Annotated in this window: 14 protein-coding genes; 8 read left to right on the top strand and 6 right to left on the bottom strand. The window is 35.9% G+C overall.

All coding sequences use genetic code 11. The annotated features are described in order from the left end of the window. Positions 1–9: 9 nt before the first annotated feature. Entirely contained in the window at positions 10–2,292 is a 2,283-nt protein-coding gene (locus tag QZ136_RS08945; protein ID WP_291402586.1) for a BamA/TamA family outer membrane protein, read from the top strand. A gap of 27 nt (positions 2,293–2,319) precedes the next feature. Here QZ136_RS08945 and QZ136_RS08940 read toward each other — a convergent pair whose 3' ends face one another. Both QZ136_RS08940 and QZ136_RS08935 read right to left on the bottom strand, forming a co-directional pair. Continuing rightward, positions 2,320–2,880 (bottom strand): hypothetical protein, encoded by a 561-nt coding sequence (locus QZ136_RS08940; RefSeq protein WP_291402584.1) that lies wholly within the window; start codon positions 2,878–2,880, stop codon positions 2,320–2,322. Then, complete coding sequence (locus QZ136_RS08935; RefSeq protein WP_291402582.1) at positions 2,877–5,192, bottom strand: patatin-like phospholipase family protein; 2,316 nt, start codon at positions 5,190–5,192, stop codon at positions 2,877–2,879. The genes QZ136_RS08940 and QZ136_RS08935 overlap by 4 nt, the downstream gene beginning before the upstream one ends. A 277-nt stretch (positions 5,193–5,469) precedes the next feature. On the opposite strand from QZ136_RS08935, the gene QZ136_RS08930 reads away from it, so the two are divergent. The 6 genes from QZ136_RS08930 (at position 5,470) to QZ136_RS08905 (ending at position 11,385) form a co-directional block, all read left to right on the top strand. Beyond that, positions 5,470–6,648, top strand: coding sequence for an AGE family epimerase/isomerase (locus QZ136_RS08930; protein WP_291402580.1), 1,179 nt, complete (start codon positions 5,470–5,472; stop codon positions 6,646–6,648). 45 nt (positions 6,649–6,693) lie between these two features. Then, the gene (locus QZ136_RS08925) at positions 6,694–7,932 is read left to right on the top strand and encodes a sugar MFS transporter (protein WP_291402578.1); all 1,239 of its coding nucleotides are present in this window, start codon (positions 6,694–6,696) and stop codon (positions 7,930–7,932) included. A 5-nt stretch (positions 7,933–7,937) separates the two neighbouring features. Further along, on the top strand, positions 7,938–9,650 hold the full coding sequence (locus QZ136_RS08920; protein WP_291402576.1) for an FAD-dependent oxidoreductase: 1,713 nt from the start codon (positions 7,938–7,940) through the stop codon (positions 9,648–9,650). Positions 9,651–9,677: 27 nt separating this feature from the next. Beyond that, the gene (locus QZ136_RS08915; protein ID WP_291402574.1) at positions 9,678–10,169 is read left to right on the top strand and encodes a RidA family protein; all 492 of its coding nucleotides are present in this window, start codon (positions 9,678–9,680) and stop codon (positions 10,167–10,169) included. 99 nt (positions 10,170–10,268) lie between these two features. Beyond that, positions 10,269–10,790, top strand: coding sequence for a hypothetical protein (locus QZ136_RS08910; protein WP_291402572.1), 522 nt, complete (start codon positions 10,269–10,271; stop codon positions 10,788–10,790). 19 nt (positions 10,791–10,809) lie between these two features. Then, positions 10,810–11,385 carry a YceI family protein gene (locus tag QZ136_RS08905; RefSeq protein ID WP_291402570.1) on the top strand — a complete coding sequence of 192 codons (576 nt, stop codon included), beginning with the start codon at positions 10,810–10,812 and terminating at the stop codon, positions 11,383–11,385. A gap of 80 nt (positions 11,386–11,465) precedes the next feature. Here the strand turns inward: QZ136_RS08905 and QZ136_RS08900 are convergent, their stop codons facing one another. The 3 genes from QZ136_RS08900 to QZ136_RS08890 form a co-directional block, all read right to left on the bottom strand. Continuing rightward, positions 11,466–12,047: a Crp/Fnr family transcriptional regulator gene (locus tag QZ136_RS08900; RefSeq protein ID WP_291402569.1), complete on the bottom strand. Its 582-nt coding sequence runs from the start codon at positions 12,045–12,047 to the stop codon at positions 11,466–11,468. A 139-nt stretch (positions 12,048–12,186) separates the two neighbouring features. After that, complete coding sequence (locus QZ136_RS08895; RefSeq protein WP_291402567.1) at positions 12,187–13,845, bottom strand: PLP-dependent transferase; 1,659 nt, start codon at positions 13,843–13,845, stop codon at positions 12,187–12,189. Between the two features lie 225 nt (positions 13,846–14,070). Beyond that, positions 14,071–14,415 (bottom strand): zinc ribbon domain-containing protein YjdM, encoded by a 345-nt coding sequence (locus QZ136_RS08890; protein WP_291402565.1) that lies wholly within the window; start codon positions 14,413–14,415, stop codon positions 14,071–14,073. A gap of 311 nt (positions 14,416–14,726) precedes the next feature. Between QZ136_RS08890 and QZ136_RS08885 the strand changes: the two genes are divergently transcribed. Beyond that, entirely contained in the window at positions 14,727–15,980 is a 1,254-nt protein-coding gene (locus QZ136_RS08885; RefSeq protein WP_291402563.1) for a DUF4143 domain-containing protein, read from the top strand. A gap of 28 nt (positions 15,981–16,008) precedes the next feature. Here QZ136_RS08885 and QZ136_RS08880 read toward each other — a convergent pair whose 3' ends face one another. Beyond that, positions 16,009–16,344 (bottom strand): DUF6150 family protein, encoded by a 336-nt coding sequence (locus QZ136_RS08880; RefSeq protein WP_291402562.1) that lies wholly within the window; start codon positions 16,342–16,344, stop codon positions 16,009–16,011. Positions 16,345–16,381 lie beyond the last annotated feature (37 nt).

The raw sequence follows: 16,381 nt of genomic DNA, 5'->3' as shown, positions 1-16,381 counted from the left end.
ACCAGGTTTTTGACTGAGGATCAAGCTCTGGTTAGAAAAGTTAAAATAGAAGGTATTGATAAACAATTTTTAGAGTCGGCATCCACATTTGTACAAAATGATATCCGACCAAATTCAAAACAAAAATTAGCTTTATACAATACTTTTAATACCAGGAAAGGTAAATATCGTACCGATAGAATAAAATCTATAGGTGAAGCACCCCATATTTTAGATAGCTCTTTATTAGACATTTCAAGAGTGCAAATCGAGAAATTCTTAGCCACGAAGGGTTATCTTAATGCAAAAGTGAAAAGCGACCTTAAAATAGAGAATAAAAAGGCCGAAATTTTGTTTACAGCTGATCAGGGATCTGTATTTAAAGTTAAAGAAATTACTTATATTATAGAAGATTCAACAGCAAAGTCTCTTTATATGGCTAATCGTGCACGTTTTAGCCATATTAAAGAGGGTCAGCGTTTCGACTCAGACTCTTTAGCATTAGAGCGTGAACAAATCTTTAAAATGATGAAGCAGAATGGCTATTTTGACTATGTACGTCAGTTTGTAAGGTTTGAAGTAGATAGTAATTTGAAAAATAATGAAGTCAATCTAAAATTATATTTGGCTAATCCTGCAAATAAATCTTCCCATCAAACTTACCTTATTGATAATAGCCAAATTACTATAACCAATAGTGCAGGGTCAAAAGACATTCAAAATTTGGATACTGTAAGGATTGATAATCAATTTAATTTTATCGACTATTCCCGAAAATTTAATCCTAAACCAATTTCTCGTTATGTATATTTAAAGAAAGGTAATCTTTATAATATTGATAATGAGGATATTACATACGATCGTTTATATGATTTGAACGTATTTAGGAATGTGAAAATTGATTATCAAAAGTCTAGTGATAGTACCGCAAGATTGATTCCCAGATATACTATTACTCCTTTAAAAAGAATGAGTAGCAGAATTGAAGGGGAATATATTTTTAACGCTGGTCGGAATGGTTTAAACATTGGTAATACTTACACCAATCGTAATCTATTTGGTGGAGCCGAACTTTTAGAGCTTAAGGTTAAATACGGAATATTTTTTGACGCTACAGGAAAATCTAAAATTTTTGATCGTGTATTTAGCCGCGATCTTCAATTAGGGGCTAATCTTGTGATTCCTAAATTATTGGTGCCATTTAACATTCCCTTGATGGGTAAAAATGGGATGCCTCGAACAACAATTTCGAGTAGCTACCAGCTTTTTGATCAGAAAGAGGCCTTTTCAAGTCGCGTTTTTATAAATTCAATTACTTATGATTGGGTTGAAACAAAACAAAAGTTACACTCTTTTACTCCTATAAATGTTGAGTTTCGAAAGGGTGAATTAGATGCTGTTTTAAGAGATAGTTTAATTAGGAGAGGCTTCGAATTGTATGTGAAAACCAATGATAGAAAGTTTTTCAATTTTGGTAGTAAATATGCTTTTACGCTTAATGCAAACAAGTTAAATACCTACAGTAATTTCTGGTATTTTAAAGGTTCTTTAGATGCTGCTGGTAATTCTTTAGCACTATTAAATTCAATTGTAAAATTCAATGAGGATATTGAGGGATTCAAGGAGGTTTTTGGTATTCCTTATCAACAATACGTTAAAACGGAGTTTGATTTAAGATATTATCGTGCTTTAGGTGGCGAACAACAGTTGGTGGCACGAATTAACCCTGGCATTGGTATTCCGTATGGAAACAGTGTTCGTTTAACTTTTGAAAAGAATTTCTTTGCTGGTGGATCGAGCGGTATAAGGGCGTGGCAAGCTAGAACATTAGGCCCAGGTAAGTATAATCGAGCAGTTTTCGGGACATCGGGTACAGCTGATACATTGAGGAGTAATCTCCGAAATTTAGATCAGCTTGGTGAAATAAAACTAGAAGCTAATCTCGAATACCGATTTAAAGTGGCAGATAATATCTTAAATGCCAAAGTCAAAGGCGCAACTTTTGCTGATTTTGGTAATATTTGGAGAAGCTCAGATTTTATTGAAAATCCGGATGGTCAATTTAAATTTAACAAGTTTCTAGGCCAATTAGCCATTGGAATTGGTGCCGGTTTACGATTTGATTATAACTACTTTGTATTTAGACTAGATGCCGGAATAAAAGTGAAGGATCCTCAATTTATTGGCTCCGATCAATATGTTATCAAACATTTGTTCAATAAAAAACAGTTTAAAGAAGATTTCAATATATCACACAGACCAGATGTTTACCGCTTTGTGCAGTATAATTTCGGTATTGGTATGCCTTTTTAAATTGAAATAATTGATATTATAAAATCACTAAATCAAGTTCCTTAAACCATCAAAAATCGTATCAAAAAAAGTAGGAATTTTAAGTCCCTGACTCGAATTATAGTAAAATATACCAACTAAAAGTATAAGCGCCACTACTATAAACTTCCTGAAAAGTGCTGCAAGAAGGATTAATATCAAGGGAATAATCACTAATATCCACCAACTTATTTTTATTGGGTTTAGGTTGTTGTCTTTTTGGTAAACATAATAAAGTTTGCCGTGAGTGCCAGATTCGTTCTCGTGTCTTAAATAGATAAATGTTGATTTATTTATGGGCTGTTTCATTACCGAAACACCCTCAGTAAATCTTAATTCTTGTCCCAAGCCATTAATGCTAAATTGAAAGGTTCCATTCAAACTTTCAATAGGAATATCTAAAGAATCAGTTGCAATAATCGCTATTTTATTGTTTTTAAGGAGGTTTTCCTTAATCATGAAATTATTTATAGCTATACCCTGTCCTTGAATAGTTTCCTCCTGAGCATGCAATTTTTTGCTGGCCACAATTAGAAAAATGCTGATAAATATTAGTACTAAATTTCTCATTCAAATGATCGTTTATTGTAAATTAAAAATCCCATGTGAAACATAACACCCAATCGCTTTTGGCTATCATCATAATGGTTTATACTCAAACTAATGGGGCCAGCTAGGGTATTGTAAACTAATCCTGAGCTTATTGCATAATGCCTATCCGCTAATAATTCCCCATAACTAGTTCCTTGTAAACCTTCTAATTTAAAGGCTCTAAGGGGTTGAAAAATGTAAGCTTCTGCACGTAAATCAAGATTTTTGTATAATTGAATTACATTTTTTAATCCAAATGCGCTATAGCTGTTTGCCCTGAAATTTTCTAAATATAATGATTTTGAGTCCTGCAATGGATTAAATGTTGGTGCAGTTAAAACACTTGATTTAAAAGTACTAAAATTGGGCCTATTTGATGCAACTGCCTCAAATAGAACTCCAAGTGAATATTTTTTTGAAAATTCGAAGTATTTTTCTCTAGTAACCTGTGCCTTGTACCAATTCCTGTTTTGTGATTGAGGCCTTATTGTATTAAATGATGTTTCATCTCTATAAATGTTCCCTGGTATGTATTCTTCAAGTCCGGTGTAAATGCTTAATCCAATTTTAAAAGATGATCCACTTTTAGCGTATTGCCTTTTAGTTAATTTATTATTTTCATAATTAATAGAAGACATGGCGCCATTGTATGACCCTTGGTCCATTAGATCGCCAACCATGAATCTCTCATTGGGACTAAATTCATCTGTAAAATTGATATAACCTGATTGGATTTCAATTTTACCATTATTAGTAAAGGGAACACCTAATTTTAAGGCAATTTTTCGATCAGATTGCATAATAAAAACAGGATCTATATTTTCAATAAATACTTGGCTTTTGTTAAAATAATTCCAATGATTATAAGTAAACTCTGCTTCTAAATATATGGGTGTTCTACTTGGGATATCTAATCTGGCAGTAGTTTGAGCTGATTCATAAAAGCCACCAGCATAAAAATTTGCTGAAAATGTATATGATTTTTTTCGCAGGTAATTATATTGCAAACCGATATAAGCATTACTTATGGGTCTCGTAGATATAACTCCTCCAAAATCTATTTTAAAATTTTTATCTGGCTGAGCAGCTATTTCAAAATTATTTGTATTGCTTATACTATCGTAAACTATTTTTGGATAAACTGTTTCGAAATTTTGGTCGGATACCAATCTAAAATAACCTTTTTTGATCTCCGAAAGTTTACTTCCATTTTCAATATGGCTATTAATAATCTGTTCTACATAGGTCTTCTGTTTACTATTTACACCTGTAGCAGTAATTTTATCAAATTCTAAGGGTGGAAAACTATTCTTGAAAGAGTCTCTTTTGTTTTTTACTTCTAATGAGCTATTTCTTCTAGCCAAGGCTTGTTTTATCTTCGGGATATCTGCTAATGTAGCTTCGTATCCCTTTTTAATTAATTCGGCTACTGGCGTGAAGTTGGTTGTAGAATAATCTGAAAGATCTGGCTGAATATATGCTCCGTTTTTACCAATTGCGGTAGAGTCAGTTTTAGAAAGAAACATGTAAACCAAAAAACGATTCATTAATTTTTCATCATTATCCTTGGGATAATTATTATACGTTTTTGATGATACATTCGATCCAATGATATAATCTGGTTGGAACTCCTTTTTCATTACATCAACCGGAAAATTATTGTATAAACCACCATCAAATACATATTTATTATTCACTTTGATAGGCCTATAAACCAGCGGCACCGTAAAGGTCCCACGTATAGCTTCAGCAAGATTTCCATTGGCAACAGAAATCATTTCCTGTGTGAAAACATCCGCTACAATACATCTAAAAGGGACAAATAGTTTGTTGAAATCATTTTTTGCCGTAGCTGATGCTTGTCCGTAAAGCTCTAACAAAGCAAAATTAAGAGGTACATCATTAATAAGGTTCGACCTAAGTTTTACATTAAAACCTGTATCTATTTGAAGCTTTGCAGTGATGAAGGAAGGGTTTTCAGGCTTTTTATTGTAAAAATAACGATGTTCATTCTCATAATATCCACTCAACCAATTCTGAAAATCTTCGCTTAAAGCAATTTTTTCAATCTCCTTCGGACTATATCCCGAAGCATAGAGTCCCCCAACAATTCCACCCATTGAAGTCCCAACTATATAATCTATCGGAATATTATTCTCCTCTAATGCCTTTAAAACACCAATATGTGCTAAACCTTTTGCGCCACCACCACTAAAAACCAATCCCACTTTCTGTGCCCTTAAAGATAGAAATGAGCTTAGAAGTAGTAGGAGAGCTAAAATTTTTTTCATGATTCTCTGAATTTTTTGATTAGAATCAATAACGTCTTGTAATTAAGAAAAATTGGATGGACTATTGAATTTCTAAGAATCTTATTTCTTTGCAAATATAAGCTTGTTTCTTGATTTCTAGAGCAAATGTTCCTTCACTCCATTTTTTTGTTTTTTTATTCAATTTAGATAAGAATCTATTTACGTGTTTTTATAAAAACATTGGCTTTTCTAGTAAATTTTATATTAATTAGAGAAATATAAAACAAATTAGATATTAAGAATCTATCATATAAAAATGAACTACAAGCAATACGCAGAAAAATATCAAGACAACCTTTTAAAAGATGTAATTCCTTTTTGGTTGAAAAATTCAGGTGATAATGAATTTGGAGGCTTTTTTACCTGTCTTGATCGTGAAGGAAAGGTATTTGATACTGATAAATTTGCTTGGTTACAGTTTAGGCAAGTTTGGTGCTTTAGCATGCTTTACAATCAGGTTGAGCGTAAAAAAGAATGGCTAGATTTTGCGCTTCAAGGCGCTGAGTTCATGAAAAAACATGGAAGGGATAGCGAAGGTAATTTCTATTTTTCGCTTACACGCGAAGGACAACCTTTAATCCAGCCTTACAATATTTTCTCTGATTGTTTTGCGGCAATGGCCTTCGCTCAGCTGTACAAAGCCACTGGCACCGAAGAGTATGCCAAACTCGCGATAGATACTTTTAATAATATTCTTCGTAAGAGGGACGATCCGAAAGGAAAATATACGAAAGCATATCCTGGGACTAGGCCCTTGCAGGGATTTTCTTTACCCATGATTCTTTGTAACCTTGTCTTGGAATTGGAACATCTTTTGGATCGCGATTTGATTGAAAAAACTATTGATGATGGTATCCACTCCGTTATGGAAGTTTTTTATCAGGAAGATCTCGGGATAATTCTCGAAAATGTTAAGCCTGATGGTTCATTCTCGGATACTTTTGATGGACGACTTGTAAATCCTGGCCACGGACTAGAATCTATGTGGTTTATTATGGATATCGCCGAACGTAGAAATGATCAAGCTTTAATTAAAAAAGCAGTGGATACGACCATTAATATCCTAGAATATGGCTGGGATAAAGAATTTGGAGGAATTCTGTACTTTATGGATGTGAAAGGTCATCCACCTCAACAATTAGAATGGGATCAGAAATTATGGTGGGTTCATGTAGAAACGCTAATTAGTTTATTGAAAGGCTATTATCATACGGGTGATCAACGCTGTTGGGATTGGTTTGAAAAGGTTCATCAATACACTTGGTCTCATTTCCCAGATGCCGAAAAAGGCGAATGGTATGGTTATTTAAATCGTAGGGGAGAAGTACTACTTCCGCTTAAAGGTGGTAAATGGAAAGGTTGTTTTCATGTTCCTCGTGGATTATATCAATGTTGGAAAACTTTAGAGAAAATTGAAGAGAAATACTCTAAATAATTGATTATAAGCCAAGTGATAAGAAATAAATTTAATTAAAACGATATGGCGATTGTTTCTTCACAAAGTTCGGCAATTCAATTTGAAGGTTCTGGAAATCAGAACTATATGCCCGCATTAATTTCACTTGCGGTTTTATACTTCATGAATGGCTTTATTACTTGCCTCAATGATACTTTAGTTCCTTTTTTTAAAGAGGGCTTTACTTTAAGCTATGCTGATTCATCCTTGGTGCAATTCTATTTTTTCCTGACTTATGGTTTAATGTCTTTCCCTGCCGGGATGATTGTTGAAAAAATAGGCTACAAAAATGGAATGGTGCTCGGCTTTGCTATTGCGGCTATCGGTGCGCTGTTATTTTACCCTGCAGCAGATATGCATCTTTATTATTTGTTTCTAGCTGCCTTATTTGTACTAGCCATAGGAATTGTTGTTTTGCAAGTGGCATCAAATCCCTATATCACAGCTCTGGGGCCTGCTGAAACTGCTTCTTCAAGATTAACGCTTATTCAGGCTGTGGGTTCAATTGGGACTACCGTAGCACCTATTTTTGGGGCTCATTATATTCTTTCTCGCTTACAGGAGTCGGGAGCTTCTAGCGATGCCGTTAAATATCCTTATTTGGGTATTGCAGCTTTATTAATATGTATTGCCTTGGTGGTATATAATTTAAAATTACCCAAAATTAGTACTGGCGCTGAAAGTGCTGTTGCAAGTCCCGAAGTAAGAAGAAGCCTTTTCTCTTTCCGTAATTTAAATTATGGTTCATGGGCCATTTTTGCTTATGTGGGCGCCGAAGTGTCAATAGGTACTTTCCTAACTAATTATATTGCTGATACCTTAAAAATGGGAGTTGAAGATGCAAACTCATACGTTTCCTATTATTGGGGAGGTATGCTTGTTGGACGCTTGATAGGTTCCTACCTATTAAAAACTTTAAAAGCTTCACAGGTTCTAACTTTCTGTGCAATTGGAGCCATTCTGTTGGTTATCCTTTCAGTAAGTAGCAGTGGAAATCTAGCCGTTTGGTCCATGATTGGTGTAGGTGTTTTTAATTCGGTGATGTTTGCCATTATTTTCTCTCTTTCTGTGGTTGGATTAGGTAAATACACTACTAAAGCTTCAGGTATATTGTCTACCGCTATTGCCGGTGGAGCAATTGTTTCCTTTTCACAGGGTTATTTAAAAGATCATTCTACATGGGCCATTGCATTTATGATTCCGATTCTATGTTATTTATACATTGTTTTTTTTGGTATTAACGGCTATAAGTCGAAAGCTTAAAATTTATGAAAAGAAGAAGTTTTATAAGTCTAACAGGATTAGGAGCTACAGGCCTCGCCTCTGGAGCATTATCGGCAATTCCGAGTCAAAGCTTCGCGACTCCCTTTTCTGCTGATCTGAAGGCCTCTGAGCTACATGCACAAGTTGTTATTGCCGGTGGTGGTGTTGGCGGATGTTCTGCGGCATTGTCGGCCCTGCGAAATGGTTTGGATGTAATTATGACTGAAGAAACCGATTGGATTGGTGGTCAGTTAACCTCCCAAGGTGTGCCCCCTGATGAGCATGCATGGATTGAAACGCACGGTGCTCCAAAATCCTATCGCGATTACCGAAATGCAGTTAGGAAATATTATAAAAGTCATTATCCTGTAAACGAGGCTTCAAGGGCTAAAGAGCGACTTAATCCTGGAAATGCAATGGTTTCTGCGCTTTGTCACGAACCTCGAGTTTCTTTGGCTGTTCTGCAAGAAATGCTTGCCCCATACATTAGCTCAGGTAAATTAACGCTCTTAATTGAGCATAAAATTACTTCTGCCGAGTATGCTGGAAATAAGGTAAAGGCATTGAAAGCACAAAGTTTAAGGACTGGCCGTAACTATATTTTAACAGCTCCTTATTTTGTGGATGCGACGGAGACGGGAGAGCTTTTGCCTATGACGGGGACAGAATTTGTGATGGGGACAGAATCAAGGAATGAAACACATGAGCTTCATGCCCCATTGAAAGCTGATCCAGATAATCAACAGGCTTTTACTGTTTGTTTTGCGATGGACTATGTGCCCGGATCGAATAATGTAGCTGAAAAACCCGCCGAATATGATTTCTGGCGAAATTTAGTCCCGAAAATGACCCCCGCATGGCCTGGAAAATTATTAGACCTAAGCTATTCAAATCCGAAAACTCTCGAGAAAAAACCCTTAGGATTTCATCCAGAAGGTATTTCAACAGATCCGTATCTCAACCTTTGGATTTATCGCCGTATTCTTGCTAAAGATAATTTTACTCCTGGAGCATTCAAAGGTGATATTTCTACTGTAAACTGGCCTCAGAATGATTATACGCTAGGAAATCTAGTTGGCGTATCTCAAAAGGAGTTTAATCATCACGTAAACAGAGGAAAGCAATTAAGTTTATCGCTATTTCATTGGCTTCAAACAGAGGCTCCTCGTCCGGATGGGAAACAAGGCTGGCCAGGATTGCGTTTACGTAAGGATGTGATGGGAACAGAAGATGGTTTGGCTAAGTATCCTTACATCAGAGAATCAAGACGCATAAAAGCTCAATTTACCATTTTAGAGGAACATGTAGGGCAAGAAAACCGAATTCAAGTGGCTGGGGCAGAAGCAGGTAAAGTTGCTGCCGATTTTTATGATAGCGTAGGAATTGGTTATTATCACATTGATTTACATCCAAGTAGTCGCGGTAATAATTATATCGATTTTTCATCCTTACCTTTTCAAATTCCGCTAGGTTCATTATTGCCTATACGAATGGAAAACTTGCTTCCAGCAAATAAAAACATAGGAACAACTCATATTACCAATGGTTGTTACCGTTTACACCCAGTAGAATGGAGTATCGGAGAAGCAGTTGGTTTATTAGTAAGCTATTCTTTAAAGAAGAATGTAATTCCGCATCAAGTCCGTGAAGGCAAAAATTTATTAGCCGATTTTCAAGATTTTATTGTGAAACAGGGAATAGAGTTGAAGTGGAAATAAATACTCTTGCTTTAAATTAATCTTAATATGAAAAGAAGAGAGATTTTAAAAAGCCTCAGCCTAATTCCATTAGCTGGATCTATTGATATCAATAAATCGGAAGCTGCCACCAAGCAGCGTGATGAGTGGCTCCCCAAAAAAGTTTCTGTACCCAGTAAATACCCAAGTTCTAGTCCACTTTCAGCTTGTATTCGTTCCGGTCATTTAGTCTTTGTGAGTGGTATTGGTGGCTGGTATCCCGATAGGAGGAAAGAACCGGGAGATATTCAGGTTCAAATTAAAAGTGCTTTAGAACAGATGAAAGACTTGCTGGAACGTGCTGGAACCAATATGGCTAATGTATTAAAGGTTCACATGACCTTAGCAGAGCCTAATAAGAACCTCAAGGCGCTTAATGAAGTCTATGGCGACTACTTTCCCGATCCCAAGCCTGTTCGTTCTTACAGTGGCTGCGGGATAGATCAAATGGGTAGAGATGGGATTTTGGTACAAATTGATTGTGTGGCTTATATTGATTAATCTTAAAATCCATTGATCTAGATCAATGATATTTCTTATCACAGGTTATTTAGCCTTCAATTAATCACATATACATTTGTGTTGTTAATTTGAAAGCAAATGATAAAAACTATTGCCATTTTAGGAGCTACAGAAAAATATGCATCAGCATTGGCTGAAGGTTTGGCTTCAGATTGCAATCGACTTTTATTGTTTTCAGATCAACAGGCGGAACTTTTAGCACTCAGAGAAAATATTCTGCAGAAAAACCCTAATGTATCCATAGAAATTACGGATTGTGCATCGGAAGCCAGCTGGCAAGCAGATATCGTCGTTTTGGCAGTATGCATTGATTTACAAAGACTTATGTCGGGAAGTATTGCAGACTTTGTGACTCAAAAAACACTTCTAGCTTTTGTGAGCTCAAAAGATGATGTAAGTAATTTATTTACTTCAAATGTTTTACAACAATTATTGCCTCATACTCATGTTGTGCCAGTATATTTAACTGAAGATCAGAGGCATGGAAAATTATTTTATGCATCAGCAATTAATGAAGCTGCTTTAGAAGAAGCAGAAAGCTTACTTATCTCTGCAGGCTTTTTCCCAGAATTATTAAACAAATCAAACTCTATAAATTAAAATCTAAACAAAGAAAAACATGAAAAAAACAATCTTAATCGCCCTTATGGCAGTTTTAGGTCAGGCCTCAGTTTATGCACAAAGCGCTTGGAACATCGACAAAGCACATTCAAAAATTGGTTTTACAATTGTACACCTTGGAATTTCTGATGTAGATGGTCTATTCAAAAATTTTGACGCAACAATTAAGTCGTCAAAGCCAGATTTTAGCGATGGTATTTTTGAATTTAGTGCCGATGTTAATTCAATCAATACTGAAATTGAAATGAGAGATGAGCATTTAAGAGGTGCGGATTTCTTTGATGCTGCAAAATATCCAAAATTGACATTCAAAAGCACTTCAATCAAGGCTTTAGGTAAGAATAAATATGCTTTAAAAGGTAATTTGACAATGCGTGGCGTTACTAAGCCAGCTACTTTCAACCTAACTTACCGTGGAACAGTTGTTCATCCACAATCAAAAGCTAATGTTGCTGGTTTTCAGTTAAGCGGAAAAATCTTGCGTAAAGACTTTAATTTAGGTGCTGGATATCCTGCTCCAATGCTTTCTGATGAAGTTGAAATTAAAGCTAACGGAGAATTTACTGCCAAGTAATTTCCTTTAAACTATAAATTAGGGGATTGTTGACTAAGGTCGATAATCCCTTTTTTTATTGGAATAAAATTAGAATAAAACTATCGCTCCTGAGCAATTCGTTTTCTAATACGACTTAGGGATTCTGGCGTTAATCCCAAGTAGGAGGCGATCATGTGCTGAGGTACTCTAGCAACGATATTTGGGTAGGCAGCAATTAGTTTAAGATATTTATCTTCTGCCGTACTGCTCAATTCAGACATGACCCTCTTTTGCATCGCAATCATGTTATTTTGTGTCAGAATTCTGAAATAGCGCTCAAACTTAGGTACACGTTCGTACAATTGTTCCAAAGCTGAATTGGTAATCAGGAGTAGTTCTGAATCTTCAATCGCATCGATATTATAATTGGAATTTTCCCCAGTAAAAAAGCTGTACACGTCTGCAATCCACCAGCCCTCAGGTGCAAATTGAAGGATATGTTCATTTCCTTTGTCGTCTAGATTGTAGGAGCGTAATAGTCCCTTCTCAACAAAAATGAGATTCTTGCAAATATCATCTTGCTGAAGAATATATTGCCTTTTTCTAAGTTTTTTGGGAATAAAGAGACTTCGACAGATTTCTTTTTCCGCCTCACTTAGGTTAATTTTCTCTTCAACTTTTGAAAAAAGGACTTCAAACATTTTTAATACTTATCGGATTCAAATATGCTGTTTTGGATTTATATTTTTTTACGAATATGGTCTAAAGATTGTCAAAGGGTAAAATAAAAGCCCCATTCTTATTCAAAATGGGGCTCTAGACTTATAATTTAGCAAAAAATTAACTTGAAAGTGGCGGACCAACAGGAACCACGATTTTTTGTCGTGTGCTAGGTTGAATGTATTTTTTAGCCGTAAACTTAGAAGTTAAATATTCGCCATGGTGTATCATTCCCGACATAGTATCACCAGAAATAGTTCCTGAGAAGGTAAAAGGGACATTATCAGCTAACATTCTAGATGCACTTTTGAATTTCACCTCATTTCCATCAATTGTTCCTTCCAACTCATTTGTTGTAAATGTACTCTTGTGAGAACCTTTAAGCCAATTTGAATCTTGTTGCTCAATAAAGAAGGTATGTTTACTGGTTTCCGTAAAGTATTCAACTGTAACATCCCAACGTCCAACAAGGTTTGCTGCAGGAGCTTTCATCTCTGGGAATGCCGGGCGCTTCATTGATAAAGCTGCAAAAATACGTTCTGCAACAATTTTATCATCACCAGGCTGCATCATCCATGCTGCAATACTGATGTTAGTGGTATTTTCTGCTGCTCCTTTACCGCCGCCACCAGCGCTTAGGGCAATCCTCGGACTAGTAGTAGAAAGGTAAGTGGCAATATCTTGTCCAGTGGCGTTAAATTTAGCTGGATCCCATGAAATAATGAGATTAGGAGTACGATTATCTAGTCCTATTGGCTGACGGATATCGGTACTTACGCCAGAAATTGCAGAAACACGCTTTGCAATAGTCTCTAGATAGCCTGTCCATGTAATTTCTTCTTGAGCATGATTCCGCTTAAGCCATGCTTCAACTGCTGCTACCATTCCAATTTGCTCTTCTTTACCAACTTTGTTATCGCGACCAGCGCCATGATGCGGAGAGCTTGCTTGCCAAGTAGCCATTAAGAATTTTTTATCACCGAGGAGTAAGCCGGCACTTTGCGGACCGCGAATTGCTTTTCCACCACTATAAGCAACAATTGTTGCGCCATCAGCTAGGTGAACGTTCGGGTTTAATGTCAAGGCCTCCGCTGCTGCATCCACAAATAATGGAATACCTTTAGGTTTAGCTACTTTTGAGATTGCTTGTACAGAAAGGGGACCAGTATCTCCGGGACTTGTAGGCATCATGTATATCATGGCTGTGCGAGAGTTCATAGCTGCCTCAAGTTCAGCTTGTGTTTCCACAGTAATAATTTTTACACCCACATTACGTACTGCATGATCATAGGTATTGCGTGAGTGACGAGGGATAATTACTTCTGTTTTTTCAAATCCGGTGAGATCTGGAATACGAACTAATTTTTCTGGGTTACCACCGGTTACAGCTGCCATCGTGCTGATTTTAATGCCACCAGCACAACCGCATGAAACAACACCCCACTCAGCTCCTGAAAGTTCTGCCAGGCGCTTCCCAACACCCATTGCTAACTCATCTAATTGAACATAATTGGATTGTGCATTGTACATGGCTTCTTTAGCTTCTGGGACTAATGTAGATGCTCCAATAATGGTGAATGTACCACGGCAGTTAATTACAGGTTCTACCCCAAGGGCACGATATACCTCAGGACCTCTAAATGCTGTTGGTGCGGCTGAGTTTTCTGCACCTAGTAAACTTGAAGCTGTCGGACTAGCTATTACTGCCTGAGTACTGCTAACAAGTCCTCCGGCAATTGGGACTAATGTCAGACCTTTAATTACGTCTCTGCGTTTCATTGAATTTTGTGTTAAGGTAATTATATTATTGAATTCGATTTTTATCTTAATGATTTACAATAATCTAATTTAATAAATTATCTAATTGATTGAACCTAAATTTAATAAATTCATTTTAATCGGATTCTAAAACAATAAAAAATCCTATATCATCTGTGCTATTGTTACAGATAATATAGGATAAATAGGTTTTTTGTTTTTCGACCTTATATCTTAAGCAAGACCTTATGCTTTCCTTACAAATTCTGATTTTAAAGCCATGGAGCCAAAACCATCAATCTTGCATGAAATATTATGGTCGCCATCACTTAAATGAATGTTTTTAACTTTTGTACCAGCTTTAATTGGTTTTGGTGCACCTTTTACTGGAAGATCTTTAATTACAATCACAGAATCACCGTCAATAAGCTCATTTCCGTTTGAATCTAAAACTTTTAAACTTGCTTCAGTACTTTCTATCGTTTCTTCTTTGGGATCCCATTCATGGAAGCATTGGGAGCAAATCATCAGGTCTTGATCCTGATAGGTAAACTCTGATTTGCATTTCGGGCAGGCTTGTATCTCAATCATTTTATATTTTATTTATGCGACAAAGATAAAAAAGCCCTGATTAAAGGTATTGTCAATCCATAATATAATCAATTTTTGTGAATAAAACAAGGGAATTCGGTTTAAAGCGATATTAATATTGGCAAAAATGTGTTTTTCCTTAATTGTGCACAATGAAAATCCTTAATTATGCACAATAAAAATCCTTATATTTGCACAATGAAAATCCTTAATTATGCACAATAAAAATCCTTATATTTGCACAATGAAAATCCTGAATTGTGCACAATTGTAGTTTTTTTTAGCTTGATTATATAATTAACTAATTTGAAATGAAGTATATCAGAAGAATAATTGAGAATGAATTATTGGGTAAAATGGACGCCTCGGGTGCCTTATTAATAAAAGGGCCTAAATCTTGTGGTAAAACAGCAACTGCAAAACAATATGCAAAAAGTGTTTTAGAAATGGATAGGGATCCCCAAGTCCCGGTTATGATGGCTACAAATCCTAAATTATTATTGAATGGAAACACGCCTAGATTAATTGATGAGTGGCAGGAACAGCCTGAAATATGGAATTATGTGAGGCACGAAGTAGATGATCGAAAGTCTAAGGGGCAGTTTATCCTAACTGGATCTGCTAATCCAACTGACGATGTTAAACTACATAGTGGCGCGGGACGATTTACAGTGCTGCAAATGGATACTATGAGCTGGCAGGAATTAGGATACTCCACTGGAAAGGTAAAACTTGGTGACTTGCTTAAAGGTAACTTGGATCACTATTATGAACCTGAAATTTCACTTGAACTAATTATCGAACGATTGTGTATTGGTGGCTGGCCAAATTTGATTGGCGAAAATGAAAGAAATGCGTTTAACATGAATCGAAGTTATGTTGATTTACTTTGTGAAGTGGATATGAGTAGGACTTCGGGGGGCAGAAGAGATCCCCAAAAAGTACGTAGCCTTTTACGATCCTTGGCAAGAAATGTGGCCACGTTGGTGGATAATCGAACTTTGGAAAAGGATGTAAAAATGAATGAATCGAATGATTTATCGAGAAATACTCTGTCAGACTATCTAGATACACTTTCCAGATTGATGATTTTGTACGAGCAACCTGCTTTTAATCCGCATATACGATCTTCTGCATCTCTAAGGAAATCCCCTAAGCGACATCTCTGTGACCCCTCACTCGCTGTTGCGGTACTCGGTTTGACAAAAGAATCCTTGATGAAAGACATAAAATATACAGGTTTTTTGTTTGAGTCTTTGGCTATTCATGAATTGAATGTGTATGCTAAAGCGAATGATGCGCAGGTATTTCACTATAGCGACTCGTTTGGTTACGAAGTGGATGCCATCGTACAAAAACGAAATGGAGATTATGCCGCTTTTGAGATAAAACTTGGGATTGGCTTTATTGATGAAGCTGCAAAAAATCTTAAAAACTTTGTAGCAAACATTGATACCACCAAAATGGATTTGCCAAAAACACTAAATATCATTACCGGGACTGGGATGAGCTATAACAGACCAGATGGAATAAACGTTATTTCGCTTGCCTCCTTAGGAGTGTAGTTTTTAGGTCTTAAAATGAAAAAATCTCTCAATAAAGCAGGTGTTTTTTGGAAGAGGTACGCCAACCCGCCTGGTTTTCATATTCCACAAAAAATATTTTCAAATCGGCCTGATTTTCATATTTGACAAAGAAAATTTTCTTCTTAGCCTGGTTTTCATATTTTGTAAAGAACCATTTTCCATCGTTCACCGATACTTGATTTTCGTATTTCACTTTAAAGACTTTTAAGTCGGCCTGATTCTCATATTTAACCACAAATACCTTTACATCGGCCTGGTTTTCATAATCTACAGAAAATACTTTTTGTGCCTTTACAAGTCCCACATTCAATAGAAGTATTATCAATAATATTAATTTCTTCATTTTGTAAATAATTATCTTTCAAATTTAAATTTAAGAT

The sequence above is a fragment of the Daejeonella sp. genome, from assembly GCF_017495225.1.
Classification (GTDB): Bacteria; Bacteroidota; Bacteroidia; order Sphingobacteriales; family Sphingobacteriaceae; genus Daejeonella.
The sequence above is the reverse complement of the archived record's forward strand: the minus strand, read 5'-3'. Positions and strand labels throughout refer to the sequence as shown.

Coding starts and splice junctions, on each gene's coding strand:
- QZ136_RS08885 (WP_291402563.1), top strand. CDS start 14,727: ATGAAGTATATCAGAAGAATAATTGAGAATGAATTATTGGGTAAAATG.
- QZ136_RS08915 (WP_291402574.1), top strand. CDS start 9,678: ATGAAAAGAAGAGAGATTTTAAAAAGCCTCAGCCTAATTCCATTAGCT.
- QZ136_RS08920 (WP_291402576.1), top strand. CDS start 7,938: ATGAAAAGAAGAAGTTTTATAAGTCTAACAGGATTAGGAGCTACAGGC.
- QZ136_RS08880 (WP_291402562.1), bottom strand. CDS start 16,344: ATGAAGAAATTAATATTATTGATAATACTTCTATTGAATGTGGGACTT.
- QZ136_RS08900 (WP_291402569.1), bottom strand. CDS start 12,047: ATGTTTGAAGTCCTTTTTTCAAAAGTTGAAGAGAAAATTAACCTAAGT.
- QZ136_RS08925 (WP_291402578.1), top strand. CDS start 6,694: ATGGCGATTGTTTCTTCACAAAGTTCGGCAATTCAATTTGAAGGTTCT.
- QZ136_RS08890 (WP_291402565.1), bottom strand. CDS start 14,415: ATGATTGAGATACAAGCCTGCCCGAAATGCAAATCAGAGTTTACCTAT.
- QZ136_RS08930 (WP_291402580.1), top strand. CDS start 5,470: ATGAACTACAAGCAATACGCAGAAAAATATCAAGACAACCTTTTAAAA.
- QZ136_RS08940 (WP_291402584.1), bottom strand. CDS start 2,880: ATGAGAAATTTAGTACTAATATTTATCAGCATTTTTCTAATTGTGGCC.
- QZ136_RS08935 (WP_291402582.1), bottom strand. CDS start 5,192: ATGAAAAAAATTTTAGCTCTCCTACTACTTCTAAGCTCATTTCTATCT.
- QZ136_RS08895 (WP_291402567.1), bottom strand. CDS start 13,845: ATGAAACGCAGAGACGTAATTAAAGGTCTGACATTAGTCCCAATTGCC.
- QZ136_RS08905 (WP_291402570.1), top strand. CDS start 10,810: ATGAAAAAAACAATCTTAATCGCCCTTATGGCAGTTTTAGGTCAGGCC.
- QZ136_RS08910 (WP_291402572.1), top strand. CDS start 10,269: ATGATAAAAACTATTGCCATTTTAGGAGCTACAGAAAAATATGCATCA.